The sequence below is a fragment of the Candidatus Desulfosporosinus nitrosoreducens genome (assembly GCF_030954495.1).
In the GTDB taxonomy this organism is placed as follows: domain Bacteria; phylum Bacillota; class Desulfitobacteriia; order Desulfitobacteriales; family Desulfitobacteriaceae; genus Desulfosporosinus; species Desulfosporosinus nitrosoreducens.
Genome location: NZ_JAVHUW010000070.1, coordinates 33902 through 49816, shown reverse-complemented (window position 1 = coordinate 49816; position 15915 = coordinate 33902). Strand labels below are relative to the sequence as shown.

General features: G+C 45.6%; 15 protein-coding genes. All 15 read right to left on the bottom strand.

Annotated elements, in window-relative coordinates; all coding sequences use genetic code 11:
- Positions 1-255: 255 nt before the first annotated feature.
- The gene (locus REC12_RS19365) at positions 256-1986 is read right to left on the bottom strand and encodes a sigma 54-interacting transcriptional regulator (RefSeq protein ID WP_308897335.1); all 1731 of its coding nucleotides are present in this window, start codon (positions 1984-1986) and stop codon (positions 256-258) included.
- A 213-nt stretch (positions 1987-2199) separates the two neighbouring features.
- On the bottom strand, positions 2200-3024 hold the full coding sequence (gene spo0A, locus REC12_RS19360) for a sporulation transcription factor Spo0A (protein WP_308897333.1): 825 nt from the start codon (positions 3022-3024) through the stop codon (positions 2200-2202).
- A 216-nt stretch (positions 3025-3240) separates the two neighbouring features.
- Positions 3241-4497, bottom strand: a complete 1257-nt coding sequence (gene spoIVB, locus REC12_RS19355; protein WP_308897331.1) for a SpoIVB peptidase — start codon at positions 4495-4497, stop codon at positions 3241-3243.
- Between the two features lie 329 nt (positions 4498-4826).
- The gene (gene recN, locus REC12_RS19350; RefSeq protein WP_308897329.1) at positions 4827-6500 is read right to left on the bottom strand and encodes a DNA repair protein RecN; all 1674 of its coding nucleotides are present in this window, start codon (positions 6498-6500) and stop codon (positions 4827-4829) included.
- 10 nt (positions 6501-6510) lie between these two features.
- A complete protein-coding gene (gene argR / locus REC12_RS19345; protein ID WP_308897541.1) occupies positions 6511-6963 on the bottom strand; it encodes an arginine repressor in 453 nt (150 codons plus the stop codon).
- A 111-nt stretch (positions 6964-7074) separates the two neighbouring features.
- Positions 7075-7893, bottom strand: a complete 819-nt coding sequence (locus REC12_RS19340; protein WP_308897328.1) for an NAD(+)/NADH kinase — start codon at positions 7891-7893, stop codon at positions 7075-7077.
- Positions 7894-7896: 3 nt separating this feature from the next.
- Positions 7897-8706, bottom strand: coding sequence for a TlyA family RNA methyltransferase (locus tag REC12_RS19335; RefSeq protein WP_308897326.1), 810 nt, complete (start codon positions 8704-8706; stop codon positions 7897-7899).
- 44 nt (positions 8707-8750) lie between these two features.
- Positions 8751-10637: a 1-deoxy-D-xylulose-5-phosphate synthase gene (dxs, locus tag REC12_RS19330; protein WP_308897324.1), complete on the bottom strand. Its 1887-nt coding sequence runs from the start codon at positions 10635-10637 to the stop codon at positions 8751-8753.
- Positions 10612-11223: a CNNM metal transporter family protein gene (locus REC12_RS19325; protein WP_308897322.1), complete on the bottom strand. Its 612-nt coding sequence runs from the start codon at positions 11221-11223 to the stop codon at positions 10612-10614. The genes dxs and REC12_RS19325 overlap by 26 nt, the downstream gene beginning before the upstream one ends.
- Before the next feature lie 26 nt (positions 11224-11249).
- On the bottom strand, positions 11250-11690 hold the full coding sequence (locus REC12_RS19320) for a divergent PAP2 family protein (protein ID WP_308897320.1): 441 nt from the start codon (positions 11688-11690) through the stop codon (positions 11250-11252).
- Positions 11691-11704: 14 nt separating this feature from the next.
- Positions 11705-12571, bottom strand: coding sequence for a polyprenyl synthetase family protein (locus REC12_RS19315; protein WP_308897318.1), 867 nt, complete (start codon positions 12569-12571; stop codon positions 11705-11707).
- Positions 12572-12578: 7 nt separating this feature from the next.
- A complete protein-coding gene (gene xseB, locus REC12_RS19310) occupies positions 12579-12881 on the bottom strand; it encodes an exodeoxyribonuclease VII small subunit (RefSeq protein WP_308897316.1) in 303 nt (100 codons plus the stop codon).
- A 3-nt stretch (positions 12882-12884) separates the two neighbouring features.
- Positions 12885-14087 carry an exodeoxyribonuclease VII large subunit gene (gene xseA / locus REC12_RS19305; protein WP_308897315.1) on the bottom strand — a complete coding sequence of 401 codons (1203 nt, stop codon included), beginning with the start codon at positions 14085-14087 and terminating at the stop codon, positions 12885-12887.
- A gap of 204 nt (positions 14088-14291) precedes the next feature.
- Positions 14292-14927 (bottom strand): cyclodeaminase/cyclohydrolase family protein, encoded by a 636-nt coding sequence (locus tag REC12_RS19300; protein WP_308897314.1) that lies wholly within the window; start codon positions 14925-14927, stop codon positions 14292-14294.
- Positions 14927-15778 carry a bifunctional 5,10-methylenetetrahydrofolate dehydrogenase/5,10-methenyltetrahydrofolate cyclohydrolase gene (locus REC12_RS19295; RefSeq protein WP_308897312.1) on the bottom strand — a complete coding sequence of 284 codons (852 nt, stop codon included), beginning with the start codon at positions 15776-15778 and terminating at the stop codon, positions 14927-14929. The genes REC12_RS19300 and REC12_RS19295 overlap by 1 nt, the downstream gene beginning before the upstream one ends.
- Positions 15779-15915: the final 137 nt, after the last annotated feature.

Sequence of the window (15915 nt, the reverse complement as noted above, 5' to 3'; positions counted from 1 at the left end):
GAGTGCCAGAATTCGCCGGGGATTTTTAGCATAGGTTATTAATTTCTTTTGATTGACTTTGTCTCTAAATTTCCGGGTTTATCGCCTTTCCCATTGTAACCGCGCACACTAAAAGGCCCTAAACATTTTTACAGAAAGCCTAATATAACTGCAAAAAAATTCATGCTTGCTTGTTTTTGCATGCATGAATTTTCAATGTGACATCTGCAAATACTTGCAAACGCTGTATTGGCGGATCTCTTGTCTTTATCAAGATTAAATTAAGGCATGACGTTCAAGTTTATAATAAAAATTGCGAATTGACATTTTCAAGAGCTTTGCAGCTTTTGTTTTATTTCCTTCTGTTCTTTGCAAGGTAGCGAGTAATAAATCCCGTTCCCATTGTCTCTGCAGTGCTTCAAAGCCGGCCTCTTCTTCTGACGACGCGGGGGTAGGAATGTCAAGAAAACGAAATTCCGAAGTATTTACGCTGGGCAAAGCCAAAACCGGCAAATGATGCGATTCTATAACCGTTTCATTAATTCGCATATTAATAATTGCCCGGCCTAGGATATTTTCCAGTTCGCGGACATTTCCCGGCCAATGATAGCCCACCAGAATTTGCAGAGCTTCCTGACTAATCCCCTCGACACACCGCCCGTACTCTTGATTAAAACTGGCAATGAGGTGATGCACCAGCAAAGGAATGTCTTCTCTCCTTTGTCTTAAAGGAGGAATAATCACCGGGACAACATTTAAACGATAATACAGATCTTCCCGGAATCGTCCCGCTCGCAGCTCTGCCTCAAGATTGGCATTGGTGGCGGCAATAACACGGACATCTACATTGAACGGCCTATTATCTCCAACCTTGACAATTTCCCGTTCTTGCAGAACCCGTAAAAGCTTGGCTTGCAGGTTTAAACTAATTTCTCCAATCTCGTCCAGAAAAATAGTCCCGCCATTGGCCTCTTCAAAAAGGCCAATTTTGCCTCCGCGTTTTGCCCCGGTAAAAGCTCCTTCAACATAGCCAAACAATTCGCTCTCCAGCAAATTGTCCGCTAAAGCCGCGCAGTTCACCCGAATAAATTGGCCTTTCTGACGATCACTTGCGCGGTGAATTGCATGGGCAAATAATTCTTTACCGGTGCCGCTCTCTCCTCGCAGCAGAACTGTAGCCGGCGTCACAGCGGCGCGCCCCGCTTGCCCAATTGACGCTTTAATCGCTTCACTTTCACCAATGATGTCGCTAAATGTATATTTCGCCTCCAAATGACGAATGATTCGCTTTGCTCTTTCCAACTCCTCCGAAAGCTTATGAATTTCAGAGATATCGTGAAGAACACCCACAGTTCCCCGAAACTGTCCTGATATAATAATTGGGGCAACATTGACAATAACTTCTTTGCGCTTGGGACCGACCTTCATCAGAACACCCTTAACGGGTTGGCGGGTTTTGGCAACCTCAATGTGCATGCTTTCTCCTTCGGCAATGTCAACCGTCGGAGGCTTGCCAATAACTTCCTCAGCCGTAAAGCCCGTTAAACGGGTATACGCTTGATTAATTAAAAAACCCAGCCCATTTTCATCCACAACAGAAATTGCGTCTTGCGTGGAATCGATAATTGCTGTCAGCAGAATTCTAAGCTCCTGCAAAGAATTGACTTTAGCTTTAAGCTCTTCATACTCGGTCATGTCCTGAAGTAAAGCTATAGCACCGATAACCCTTCCTTGATCATCCTGGAAGGGTATTCGGCTGGCTATGACCATTTTATTTCCTATGCGGCTAAACTTATTAAACTCTACGGTTTGCGACTCTCGAATGTAAGGCAAAGGGTCATCCGGCATGAGCTGCCACAAATCTTTGCCTAGAATCTCTTCCGGCGTCAACTCGAAGAATCTGGCTGCCAGTGAGTTACAGATTACAATTTCATTTAAGAGATTGATTCCGATAATAGCTTGATTTAATTCTGCCGCCATTTGCTCAAACTCACGACGTCTAAACATGCCCATCCCCTTTCTCCGAACAGCCCAACCTAGATAGTATGTAGATATTTTATTCGTCAGACAACTGCAAAATCCTGCTTTGCAATATCTTGCACTAACCAGCGGCGCCTGTTAGGACTGCTTGGACCTCAGGCATACACAAGCTGGCAACTTATATTTTCCTGTACAAATATAAAGGACGGCTAAAACCGTCCTTAAAATCAGGCATTCTTATTAATACATAATAGCCATCCGCAGTTTATCGGCAACCATCGCCACAAACTCCGAATTGGTAGGTTTACCCCGATCGATGTTAATGGTATAGCCAAAAAACCGATTCATAAAATCCACATTTCCCCGATCCCAAGCCAATTCAATGGCATGGCGAATCGCCCTTTCTACCCGGCTGGGAGTCGTCTGGTATTTTTCGGCAATCATAGGGTAGAGTTCTTTGGTGACCGCGCCAAGCAAGGAGACATCAACAACGACACTAACAATAGCATCCCGTAAATATTGATATCCTTTGACATGAGCCGGTACTCCCATCTGATGAATCATGCGTGTAACTTCAACTTCAAGATTCTTGGAGGTAGGCGGAAGAATACCGGCGGGAACCGGGTTATTCGCAATAGATTTATGGCTTGAAGCCGAATTGGAGATCTGAGCGGAATTTAACGGGTCCGGAAAATCATCCTGCAATTGACGAATACGCTTTCCTAAAGTATCCAGATCAAAAGGTTTTAATATGTAATAGTTGGCTCCTAGGTTTACTGCACGCTGAGTCATAGACTCCTGACCAAAAGCCGTTAGAATAATTATTTTAGGTCTGAGGTTTACGGTCTGAAGCTTTTCCAGAACCCCTAAACCGTCCAGATGAGGCATTATTATGTCTAAAAGTACGACATGCGGTTCTTCACGTGCAATTAATTCAAGAGCCTCATTTCCATGATACGCGACTCCTACAAGGCTCATATCCTCTTGCCGCTCAATAAATTCTTTAACAATCTCTACAAATTCCCGGTTGTCATCTGCTAGTAAGACTCGTATTGGCCTTTGCATTCCCAGGATCCTCCTCATTATTCTAGATATCGATTTATAATTTCGACAATTGTTTCCCATACTCCTTCTTTTATATAATAGAAAAATTATAGTTTTTAATGACTCGGTTTGGGGAATCTTGTAAAAGCCGTACTAAAGAGACAAAAATAAAAGTGCGGGAAAACCTTTTGATGTGAATAAAAAAAAGAGTGAATTTTGTATTCACTCTCTAAAAAACTAAGCAGCTTGTTTTTTATCGATACCTTCATTAATCATATTTTGAATAAACACTCCATATCCCCGTTGACTGTCATTAACAAACACGTGAGTGATAGCCCCGATTATTTTTCCATTTTGAATGATAGGGCTGCCGCTCATGCCTTGGATGATCCCACCCGTAGCCTGAAGCAATCGGGGATCTGTGACCCGGACAATCATATTCTTGCTGTCCGTACGATTGTGCATGACTCTATCAATATTTACATCAAATTCCTCGATTTTTTCTCCCTGTATTACAGTATAAATTTTGGCGGGACCTGTCTTTACTTCAGATTCCCAGCCAACCGGAATAGGTTCTTTATAAAACGGATTGTCTACTTGGCCATTGATGCGGCCAAAAATTCCTGTCATGGTGTTTTTTTCGATAGTTCCTGAAAACGGGGAATTGGAAACAAAGGAACCGATCTTTTCTCCAGGATGACCGCGCTTTCCTTTTTCAATAGCATAGATTGTCGAGGCCATAATTTTGCCATTAGATACCTCAATTTTTTGATTGGTGTCCGCATCCGTGATGACATGCCCTAAAGCGCCATATTGCTTTGTTTCCGGATCAATAAAAGAAAGGGTGCCAACACCTGCCGCTTCATCCCGGACAAATAACCCCACTCGATAGCGTCCTGTTTCGGAACAAAATACCGGCTTAATAACCTTCTCCAGAATCTGATCTTGGTGTTTAAATAAAACATCCGCCTGGCCTTTTTGTTCTCCGGCTAAATGAATTGAGTTGGAAACATCCTGATCTGTGCGAACTTCCTGATTGTTAATTTTGAGGAGAATATCTCCTACTTCAATGCCAGCCTCTTTTGCCGGATAAACCTTTCGCCCGTTTTGATCAATAATAGGCGCCTGACCAACTACCAAAACTCCTTTGGTCTGTAAGGAGACACCAATAGATTGTCCCCCAGGGATTAGTTTCATGGGAGACATAACTTCAATCTCACCGGATTTTATCGGAAAAATTCCAAATAACTTATAAACTACGTCTAATTTTTCCGCTATGCTGGAATTCAAACCCGAAGAGACTGAAATTGTTGGATCGGATATCTTTTCTTCTTTGACAATTTTAGACCAAAAACCCGACAATTGAGGCTCTGTTTGGTTGACTAGAACCAGATTTTGTTCAGGAAACTCCATCAACTGTTGAAAGCTAGGATTCAGGCAAAGGAAGGTGCAGAATATGAGACTGAACAAAACAAAGATTCTTCTTATTCTCACTCTCTTATCACCCTCCACTCTAAGTCTCCCCATTTTTCTTCCTTTTTCCTCGTTTTAGAGTGTTTTAAGGATTTGAAGTGAATTCTAATCTTAAATTGTCCAAATTTCTCGCGTTTCATCCTGTAAATTTCGTACCATATTTCCAAAAACATTGGCAACCGAGACAAAAATAATAAAGACCGCACAAAACAGTCTTTAAAATTAAAAATTTATTTTCCTTAAAACTCCATCTCTAAGTTCAAAAACATTTCAGCATCCCCTTAAACAGGTGCTGGTTGTCATAAATCTCTCAATCTTCAAGTTCACGCTCCCTGGGCAAGTTTGAAGCTTCACGAGCTATGACGTCTGGAGCGCTCCCATAATTCACGAGCGTGTTGGCGGGTAATCTCGGCTTCTCCGCCCCCGAGCATTCTGGCCAACTCCTCCAGGCGCTCCTCTTCCGCTAACGGCTTCACCATAGTTCGTGTCCTGTCATTATTAACATCTTTGACGATACCATAATGGACATCGGCAAAAGCCGCCACCTGTGCGGCATGGGTAATGCAAAAAACTTGTTTGCTTTGAGCTATTCCGGCAAGTTTTTCCCCCACTTTATGGATCGTTCTTCCGCCAACTCCACTATCTACCTCATCGAAAACGAAAGTCCCTACTGACTCGACTTTTGCCAATAAGCTTTTTAAAGCCAGCATGAGACGTGACATTTCTCCGCCTGAAGCAACTTTGGCCAAAGGTTTAGGGGGTTCTCCAGGATTTGCTGAGAAATAAAATTCGCTAGTTTCCGCTCCATAGGCGGCAGGTTCATCATGCGGCGTAAACCTTACCTCAAAACAGCTTCTTTCCAAACCCAGATCGGCAAGTTCAAGAGATAATCCTTTCTCAAGGCGTTCCGCAATATCTCTTCTCTTGAGGCTAAGCTCCCGTGCCACCTTTTCATAAGTTTGACGGGCTTTTTGCTTTTCTTTTTGGATTTTCTCAAACTGTTCCTGAAAGTGAGTTATTTGCTCCATCTCTTGAAGCAGTTCAACTCGTTTCGCTAACACTTCCTCTAACGTTGATCCATACTTCCGCAGCTTCGCCAGTTGAACCAGACGCTCCTCGATTTGATCCAGCCTTCCCGGTTCGAATTCCAAATTATCCTTATACATCCGAACCTGAGCGGCTAAATCTTCTGTCGCATAGTAGATGGACTCTATGGATTCAGAAAGGTTAAAACCTTCATCCCAACGGGCCAGCTCTTGAAGCGCTTTAAGGGATTGAGCCAGCAGATCAATGGCCGCAAATTTTCCCGCAGACCCCTCATACAGGGCACCATAAGTTTCATTCACAAGGTTAGTAATCCGTTCCGCATTACTTAGACGCTTTTTTTCTTGAGTAAGTTCTTCTTCTTCACCGGGAAGCGGATTAACCGTATTAATTTCTTCGATTTGATAACGTAAGATTTCTTCCCGCTTAAGACGATCCTCTTCGGAAACAGACAGTTTTCGCTCGTCGCGCAAGATCCTTTGAAAAGTCTTTGCCGCATCATTCACCAAGCCTAGCTCATCCTGAAGGCCACCCAAAGCATCCAGCAATTCACGGTGGGTATCCGAATTAAAGAGCGACAGATGTTCAATTTGACCATGAATATCCACAAGTCCTGCACAAAGAGAACGATAGAGGGTGAGAGGGATCGTCCGCCCCTGAACACGGCAAAGATTCTTGCCCGAGGAATTCATTTCTCGATAAAGAAACAGCTGACCCTCTTCCACCGGGTAACCGGCAGCCTCCAGTCTTGACAAGCATTCCGGCGCCAGATCCTGAAAAATCCCTTCAATTTTAGCCTGTTTCTCGCCGTGCCGAATCAGTTCCGAACTCGCGCGTCCGCCTAAAAGCACTCCCAAAGCGTCAATCAACATGGATTTTCCGGCTCCGGTTTCTCCCGTAAATACGGTTAAGCCTTGTTCAAAAGTTAAACGGACATCTTCCATCAGGCCAAAATTTTCGACATGCAACTCCTCAAGCATAATCTCCCTCCTATCCAAGCAAGGTCGTCATCCGTTTCAAAACCGTGGCAACGGCTTCCTTAGGCTTGATAACTAAAAGTATTGTGTCATCTCCCGCCACAGTTCCGATAACCTCGTCCCAATTCGTATTATCCATTACGGCAGCTAGAGCGTGAGCATTTCCCGGGATCGTTCGAATTACAATCAAACTTTCCGTATCGTTAATAGAAACCACAGTTTCACGCAGCAAGCGCTTCAGGCGATCTTGGAGATTCATAGGGTGTACTTCCGTGGGGATCGCATAGCGATAGTCGTCATCTGCAGTGGGGATTTTTATCAAACCCATCTCTTTAATATCCCGGGAGACCGTCGCCTGAGTGACATTAAAACCTGTTTGATGTAATTTATCGGCAAGCTCTTCCTGAGTACGAATAATTTCCTTAGTAATAATTTCCTGAACCTTCATCTGGCGACGAGCTTTCATCAAAAAATTGCCTCCCTCTGTTTCACTGCATAATGCCAAAAACAACGAATATTTAGCACTAACCTGTCCACCCAAATTTATGCTCCTGCTTGAACCTTGCCCAGTGAATTATTATTCATGCCAACGATCCCTCAACTTTTCCCGAATTACTTGGGTAAAACTGCGATTTCCCAAGCGAATAAGCTGGGCCCGGATAGAAGCCTTTTTAATGGTTACGGATTCTCCGGAATGAAGTGTAATGCTATTTCGCCCATCAAAACTTACAACGCACTCTTCCCCGCTCGCTAAAAAAATTTCAATCTCTTCCTGGTCCGAAACAAGCATCGGGCGGGCGGATAAGGTGTGAGCCGCTAAAGGGGTCAGCAGAACCGCTTGAACGTTAGGGCTGAGAATGGGGCCGCCGGCGGAAAGGGAGTAGGCGGTAGAACCCGTTGGCGTTGAAACAATTAAGCCATCCGCTGGATAGCTCACAGACGGTTCGCCGGAAAGGTTCGCTTGGAGAGTAACCACACCTTCCCTGCCCTCTCGAAAGAAAACAACATCATTTAAAGCCAGTTGAGGATGATCTTCCACAAGGCCTCGCTTGACTACGGCTTGCAACATTAATCGTTCCTGAATTAGATATTCCCCGTGTAAAATCTTAGGTAAAGCCTCAAACACATCACTCTTCTCTATTTCACAGAGAAAGCCTAAACGGCCAAAATTCACACCCATCACCGGGATTCCGTAAGGGGCTCCTTCACGAGCAGCTTGGAGCAGGGTCCCGTCCCCTCCTAAGGAAATCAAAAAGGACGCTTGATGCTGAATAATATCCTGCCACTCGGATAAAACCAGCCAGTTATGTTTTTGCAACCAATCTTTTATTTCATCAGCTAAAGCAACGGCTTCCGGTTTACCCTTATTGAGCCATAAACCCACGACTCTTTCCATTTATCATTCCGTCTCTTTCTGAGCCTGAGCAACGAGAAACTCAAGCTCATTCTGCCAATTAATTCCTTGCCGGGACATTAAGGCCATCCAAGCCAAGTATTCTATATTTCCTTCCGGACCGCGAATCGGCGAATAATCCAGGCCCAATACCTGAAAGCCAAAGCTTTCAGCCTGGCTAAGGACATTCTGCAGCACTTGTCTGTGCACCATTGTATCTTTAACTACACCCTTTTTCCCCACATGTTCTTTTCCTGCTTCAAATTGGGGCTTTATCAGGGTGAGTACTTGCCCATGATCTTTTAAAATCTCTTTCATTGCCGGAAATATTTTGGTAATTGAAATGAATGCCACATCGGAAACCACCCAATCCGCTGTTTCCGGCAATGAATCCTTGCCTAAATAACGGGCGTTTACCCGTTCCATAGAGATAACCCGCGGATCGGTTCGAAGTTTCCAATCTAACTGTCCATAGCCAACGTCCACAGCGTAAACACGTTTTGCTCCGTTTTGCAAAACACAGTCTGTGAAACCGCCGGTTGAGGCCCCAATATCGACTACAACCTGATCCTCAAAGCGCAGGGAAAACACTTCTACTGCTTTGGCCAGTTTCAGTCCGCCTCTTGACACATAGGGCAGGATTTCACCTTTTAGTTCGATGAGGGCATTGCCAGGCAATTCCGCTCCAGGTTTGTCCACGCGTTGCCCGCCGGCAAATACGATTCCAGCCATAATTAAAGCTTTCGCTTTCTCCCGGCTGGGTGTTAAGCCATTTCTGACCATTAAAACATCAATCCGTTCTTTTCCTTTAGACAATGGTATTCCTTCCGTCCCTTCATTTGCCCAGCGGACACCTTCTCTTAGGATTGCGCGATACGTCGAACTAACTTTAAACGCTCCGTAGCCTGTATGATTCCTTTGACCGACAAGCCTTGAGTCAGGTGGAGTTGAGGAATTGATCCCTGTTCCACAAAATCCGAATAACCTAAACGTTCGATACTTATCCCTTCTAACCCTTCTTCTTCTAAAAGTTCGAGGATGGCACTGCCCATACCTCCCTTTAGAACGTGGTCCTCTATGGTAACAAAGCGCTTCGTCAAGCGTGCATAGTGCACCAGTAATTCCCGGTCGAGAGGCGCGATAAACCGCAGATTAATCACCGCAGCGTCAATTCCGCGGTGCCGCAATTCCTGAGCTGCCGAGAGGCAAAGGTGAACCATCGGGCCAATTCCGATCAAGGTAACGTCTTTTCCTTCACGCAAGACTTCAGCCTTGCCAAGGGGAAGTTTCCGCAGTGGTTCCTCCAGCGCAACACCCTGGCCAACGGATCTGGGATAACGTACAGCAACCGGTCCATTGTGTTCGATTGCCGTATAAAGCATATGACGCAGCTCATTCTCATCCTTAGGCGCCATTATAACCAAATTCGGGATAATCCTAAAAAAAGAAATATCGAAAACTCCGTGATGGGTCGGCCCATCGTCACCCACTATTCCAGCCCTGTCAACTGCTAAAACGACATTGGCATTTTGCAGACAGACATCGTGAAGAACCTGGTCGTAAGCCCTTTGATAGAATGTGGAATAAATTGCCACAACCGGCTTTAATCCCCCGAAAGCCAAACCGGCCGCAAAGGTCACAGCATGCTGCTCGGCTATTCCGACATCAAAAAACCGCTCAGGAAACTGTTGGGCAAAGGCATTAAGACCTGTTCCGCTCGGCATAGCGGCACTGATGGCCACAATGTTCGGATCATCATGAGCTAGTGTACAAAGTGTATCTCCAAATACTGCAGTATATGTGGGAATTGTTGATTTTTTCAGGATCTTTCCTGTTCGCGGATCAAAGGGTCCCACCCCATGGAAAACGTCCGGATTCTCCTCGGCGGGTTTAAATCCTTTTCCCTTACAGGTCAGGACATGAACGAGCACCGGTCCGTTTTTTTGCTTGGCTTGATCTAAAACTTCCTCTAATAATGACTGATCATGCCCGTCGATGGGGCCTAAATAAGTAAATCCCAATTCTTCAAAGATCAGCCCCGGTACCAAAAGATATTTCAAACTGTCTTTGGCCTTGGCTACCATTTTAGCAACTTTGGAACCAATTTTCGGAATACGTTTCAGCAGTTCTTCAATTTCTTCTTTTCGCTTATCGTATAAAGGATCTGTTCTTAATCTGTTGAGGTAAGAAGACATAGCCCCAACGTTGGGCGAAATGGACATTTCATTATCGTTAAGTACCACAATCATATTAGTTTCGTTATGCCCGGCATGATTTAAAGCTTCGTAGGCCATGCCACCGGTCATAGCGCCGTCTCCAATCACGGCAACGACATGGTGGTGTTCGCCAAGGACATCGCGTGCCTTAGCAAAGCCCACTGCGGCAGAAATAGAGGTACTGGAATGGCCCGTTTCAAAGCAATCGTGAACACTTTCCGACCGTTTGGGAAAGCCGGACAAACCCTGATATTGGCGTAAAGAATCAAATCGCTCCAGGCGGCCTGTTAAGAGCTTATGGACATAAGTCTGATGACCAACATCCCAAACTATTTTATCTTGAGGACTGTCAAAAATCCTATGTAAGGCTATGGTTAATTCCACGACCCCAAGATTTGGCGCTAAATGTCCGCCATTTTTCGAGACCACATCAATCATATGCTGCCGAATCTCTTGAGCCAGATCCTTAAGCTCTATCATGCTTAATGAGCGCAGGTCCTGCGGCTCATGAATTTTTTCGAGTAGCCCCATCTTTTTTGCCTCCTCGTTTCTTCGGTCCAATCAGGTTCCAACCCGTAATTTGCTCGAACGCAGCAATAGCACTCCCGACCCAGGCAATAACTTTATCGGCTTCTTGAATCGCCAGAGATTTTCCCATTGCTTTACCCGTAACGGTTATTGACGCTACCAAAGCTAAAATAATCGTCGTTACCCAAATCTCTTTCGTGCCAAAGAAAGGATATAAGCGAACAATATCTATGACAATAGCTGCCGCTAAAACTCCGCTCAATGTTCCCGTGACATCGCCCACAACGTCATTTGCCATATTGGCAACCAAGTCGGCATGCCGTACAAGATAAACCGTTTGCTTGGCACCCTTGACACGGTTTGCCGCCCTGGCGTGATGAGGTGCTTCTTGAGCAGCCGTGGCTGCAATTCCTATCACATCAAAAAAAATGTGCACCCCAATGACCGTCATGAGCAAAATCAGAGCAACCCACAACGACGCTGTTTTTCGCATCAACAGCTCTGAACCAATTCCAACAATAGCTGCGATCAAAAAGCTTCCAATAAAGACAAGGCTAAGATGTTTCCAACTTTTCCGTTTGCGAACCAACGATTCGTAAACCTCCTCACCACAACTCAGATCAGAAGCCCCACAATAACCCCGACAATAACCCCTCCGAAGACTTCCAGCGGGGTATGGCCAATCAGCTCTTTTAAACGCTCTTGAGCAAAATCAGATCCCTGGTACAAACGTTCGACCAACTGATTAAGAACTTCCGCCTGCTTGCCTGCCGCTCGCCGCACTCCCGCCGCATCATATAACACAACCATACCATAGACAGCCGAAACTGCAAATATGGGAGAATTCCAGCCATAATACTTCCCAATTCCTAAAGCCAAAGCGCTTACGGCAGCCGAATGAGAACTCGGAAAACCGCCGGAGCTGAAAATTAATTGCGGATTAAGCTTGCGGGCAACAAAAAGACTGACGGCGACTTTCAGAAGTTGGGCAACGAGCCAGGCTGTTACTGCTGAAACAAGAATTGCATTATAAAAAATTCCCGGGAAAATTGGCATGGTAACAACCTCTTTCAATGCTGACGTTGTTCTATATAAACAGCAAGTTCGCTTAAAAAAGCTGATTTTTCCCCTAACAACTTTAAAGCAGCTTGGGCTTTTTCAGTTTGGGAATGCAACTGTCGAGTTGCTTCTTCAAGTCCTAATAAAGAAACGTAGGTTGATTTTCCCTGCCGGAGGTCACTTCCAACGGGCTTGCCAAGAGTCTCACTGTCTCCCACAACATCCAAAATATCATCTTTTATTTGGAACGCCAATCCCAAAGCTTGCGCATAACGAGTCAGGGCTTCGATCTCTTGTTCCGCAGCGCCTGCCAAAATTCCGCCAAGTCGTGCGGAAACGGTTAACAAAGCTCCCGTTTTGCCTTTATGTATTTCCTCGATCTCTGCGAGAGAAAGCTGTTTTCCTTCCCCGGCAATATCCAGAACCTGTCCTCCCACCATGCCGTTTTTTCCGGCAGCCACAGCAACTTCCCGGATGACCCGTAACTGTTGTCCCGGCTGCCCAAGGGACGGCTCTGTCAGGAATTCAAAAGCGTAGGTCAGCAAACCGTCTCCGGCTAAAATCGCATTCGCTTCGCCAAATACCTTATGATTAGATAATCTTCCCCTGCGATAGTCGTCATTATCCAAAGCCGGCAAGTCATCATGAATTAAAGAATAGGTGTGAATTAATTCCAGAGCTGCAGCAGCAGGTAAAACCTTCTCCGGGTTGCCGCCTACTGCTTCCGCTGAGGCCAAGGCTAACACCGGACGAATGCGTTTTCCCCCTCCGACAAGTGAATAAGCCATGCTCTCATTTAAAATATCCTTCCCCCAAGGTATTCGAGCAATGTACTCTTCAATCATGGAACTATAGTGCTGAAGGGTTTCTTTGAACACTGCTCACTCACCCTTTCACTTCAAAGCTTATCGGCTTCAACTGTAAATGGCCATCGGGAGTTTCCAGCAAGATTTGCATCTGCTTTTCAGCCTGATTTAATATCGTTGAACAATGCTGAACGAGAGTAACGCCCTGCTTAAAATAAGCCAAAGCTTTTTCTAAGGGCAGATCTTTTTGTTCAAGGGCTTTAACAATAGTCTCCAATTGCTCAAACCCTGCTTCCAAAGAAATCAATGTTTCTTCTCGTTTGTTATCCTGAGCCAGGGAATCCTCAGAGAAGAGGTTCTCTAACCACTCTTCATTAATCATTGATTAAATCTCCTTCTCTGTTACTTTACAGCCCAGACGTCCCTCATTGAGCTGAACGTAAATCTGCTGCGACAGTTCAACATCCTTAACCGAACGAAGAAGACGCCCTTCTTCATTATAAGCCATAGCATAGCCCCGGCCTAAAATGGTCAGCGGACTCAACAAATCCAATTTCGCAGCCAATAGATTTAGTATACCATTTTTGCCATCGACAAATCTAGTCATGCCCTCTTGCAGGCGCATATGGAGTGCGTCCAGACGCTGGCGACTCTGATCGATCCTCCAAAAAGGATCTTTAAGCGGTCCTTTATTGGCAATTCCCTCAAGACGTTGTCTTTTCCGCTCGATCTGAGATTCTAAGGCACTTTGCAAGCGAGCGCGAAATTGGTCTGCTTGGAACTGCAAATCATAAAGTATGGGCACGGCAAGCTCGGCGGCCGCCGAAGGAGTCGGGGCCCGCAAATCCGCCACGTAGTCTGCAATGGTTACATCTGTTTCGTGTCCAACAGCTGATATAATTGGTATTCTGGAAGCAGCGATTGCCCTGGCAACTATTTCCGTATTAAAGGCCCACAGTTCTTCTAAAGACCCTCCGCCACGGCCAACAATAATGACATCCACAAGATTTGAACGATTTAGGCGGTGAATTGCCGCGGAGATTTCTCTTGGTGCCGTTTCCCCCTGAACGGCCGCGGGGGACAAAACCCAAGACATGCTCGGATAGCGGCGGCCCATGACATTGCTAATGTCCCGGATGACAGCTCCCGTCGGGCTGGTCACGATCCCCACACAGCGAGGATAGCGTGGAACCTCCTTTTTTCGCGCCGGATCAAACAGGCCTTCTGCGGCAAGCTGTTTTTTAAGCTGCTCAAAAGCTAAGTAAAGCTGACCAAGCCCGCTTGGCTCCATTTCTTCCGCATAAAATTGAACCGTTCCCTCGCGCTCGTAGATACGAATATTCCCGCGTACTATGACCTTTAACCCATCCGACGGAACAAAACGAACGCGTTCGGACCGGCTTTTAAACATAACTCCTTTAAGGCTTGACTGCTCGTCTTTTAAAGTAAAATACCAATGTCCTGAGGCGCGGTGATTTTTAAAATTGGAAAGCTCACCGCTTATCCAACAATTTTGAAAATCCGCACGCTCTTGCAGCGCCTGGCCAATTTGACCAACAAGCTCCGACACCGACCATATTTTGGGCACACCCTTCACCTCCAGCTTATTATACCATTAGAAATCAGGCCGGAGTCAAGTTTGAAGGAGCAGGCATGGTCGTCGTCCTTGTTAAGTAAAACCTTATTAAGTAAATCAAAGGGCAAAAACCGTTTTCCTCAGCCAATAAAAAAATTAAGACCTTTAAGCGAAGCAGGTTCGTTTAAAGATCTTAATATTCTCCAATACCTTAAATTACAATCTGCTTTGTACAACTCCAACAGTTTCAACACAAATTGCCGCCGCCTGTTCAAACAATCTTGTCCGTTCGGCCTTTACTTTCTCTTGATAACCTTGGTCTTTTATCTGGGGAAGATTAATATCGACACTGAGCATCGCCGATTTCAAGGCATTTTCCGCTAAATACGCCGCGACTCCAACATCGCTGATAGCTCCCTTATTGCCAATGGGGGCCAGTTCCTGAGCCAGCTGCAAAACCTTGAAGCAATTCTGGGCAATCCCTAAAGGAGTATTCGTAGCGGAAACCAGGACTTCTTGCAGCTTACCGGCCCGAACCTTTTTTTCCTCTTCAGATTCTTTAGGTAATTTTAAAACCGCCATGAAATTGGAAAACTCCGCGATATCCTGGCTGAGTCCCTTTTTCAACAGGTCCAGGACCATCTCCGCCTGAGCCAGAATCTCTTTGACTTTCGGTTCTACGTCTTTATACTTTTCCTTTCCGATGGTAAGGTTGGCAACCATGCAGGTCATCGAAGCCGCCAAGGCCCCAACATAAGCGGAAACACTTCCTCCGCCCGGGGTTGGAGAGGAACTGGCTGATACCGTTAAAAACTCTTCAGTAGTCCACTGCCATATTTGGTTGGAGTCCATTATTGTTTCCCTCCTTGTAAAACGATACCCTTGAGAACATTGCGCATAATCAGAGCGGTTGTTAGAGAGCCGACTCCCCCCGGAACAGGTGAGATCAACTCCGCCACCTCTTGGGCGGCCGCGAAATCCACATCTCCGCAAATTCCTTCCGGCGTTTCGTTAATTCCAGCATCAACAACAACGGCACCCGGTTTGATCATTTCTTTTTTAATCAACTTAGCGCGCCCGACAGCGGCAATTAAAATATCGGCCTGGCGCGTAAAGGCTCCCAGATCCGGAGTTTTGGAATGGCAGATCGTCACTGTGGCATTGTGTTTCAGGATGAGGAATACTAAAGGTTTGCCAACAGTCTCTCCCCGGCCGACGATGACAACATGTTTCCCGGAAATTTGCACGCCCGAGCGCAAAAGCAGCTCTATACAGCTTTGCGGGGTCGCGGGGAATAACCCTTCTTCACCGCTTAAGATATACCCTCGATTGATGGGATGCACTCCATCGACATCTTTATCCGGACGAACTGCCGCCATCACTCTTTCCTTAGAGATACCTTTGGGCAAGGGAAGCTCAATCATAATCCCATGAACATTCTGATCCTGATTCAACTTCTCAATTTGAGCAAGAACCTCAGTTTCAGGCGTATTGCCGGGCATTACAAAAAGTTCAAAGGCCATTCCCAGACTCTCACTGACTTTTTGCTTTGAACGCGCATATACCACAGAAGCCGGGTCATCCCCAACCAAAATTACGGCGAGCTTCGGCTGTACTCCCTTTTCCTTCCACTGAGCAATTTCCTCGCGAATTTCTTCTTTAAGTACTTTGGCTACAGCTTTGCCATCTAATAATTGAGCCAAATTTGACACTCCTTTCAGACTTATATTAACCCTGTTCCGTCAATCACAAAAACGTTGCGAGATTCGTCTCAAGATTATCAAAACACTGAAATTTCTACACTTAGTTTAGGCTGAATCAGCTTTTCCCAAACCAGATT

Bases quoted from the DNA above. Each gene is read 5' to 3' on its own strand.
- argR (WP_308897541.1), bottom strand. From the start codon at position 6,963: ATGAAAGCTCGTCGCCAGATGAAGGTTCAGGAAATTATTACTAAGGAA.
- spo0A (WP_308897333.1), bottom strand. From the start codon at position 3,024: ATGCAAAGGCCAATACGAGTCTTACTAGCAGATGACAACCGGGAATTT.
- recN (WP_308897329.1), bottom strand. From the start codon at position 6,500: ATGCTTGAGGAGTTGCATGTCGAAAATTTTGGCCTGATGGAAGATGTC.
- REC12_RS19365 (WP_308897335.1), bottom strand. From the start codon at position 1,986: ATGTTTAGACGTCGTGAGTTTGAGCAAATGGCGGCAGAATTAAATCAA.
- REC12_RS19340 (WP_308897328.1), bottom strand. From the start codon at position 7,893: ATGGAAAGAGTCGTGGGTTTATGGCTCAATAAGGGTAAACCGGAAGCC.
- REC12_RS19300 (WP_308897314.1), bottom strand. From the start codon at position 14,927: ATGGACTCCAACCAAATATGGCAGTGGACTACTGAAGAGTTTTTAACG.
- xseB (WP_308897316.1), bottom strand. From the start codon at position 12,881: ATGATTAATGAAGAGTGGTTAGAGAACCTCTTCTCTGAGGATTCCCTG.
- REC12_RS19320 (WP_308897320.1), bottom strand. From the start codon at position 11,690: ATGCCAATTTTCCCGGGAATTTTTTATAATGCAATTCTTGTTTCAGCA.
- dxs (WP_308897324.1), bottom strand. From the start codon at position 10,637: ATGGGGCTACTCGAAAAAATTCATGAGCCGCAGGACCTGCGCTCATTA.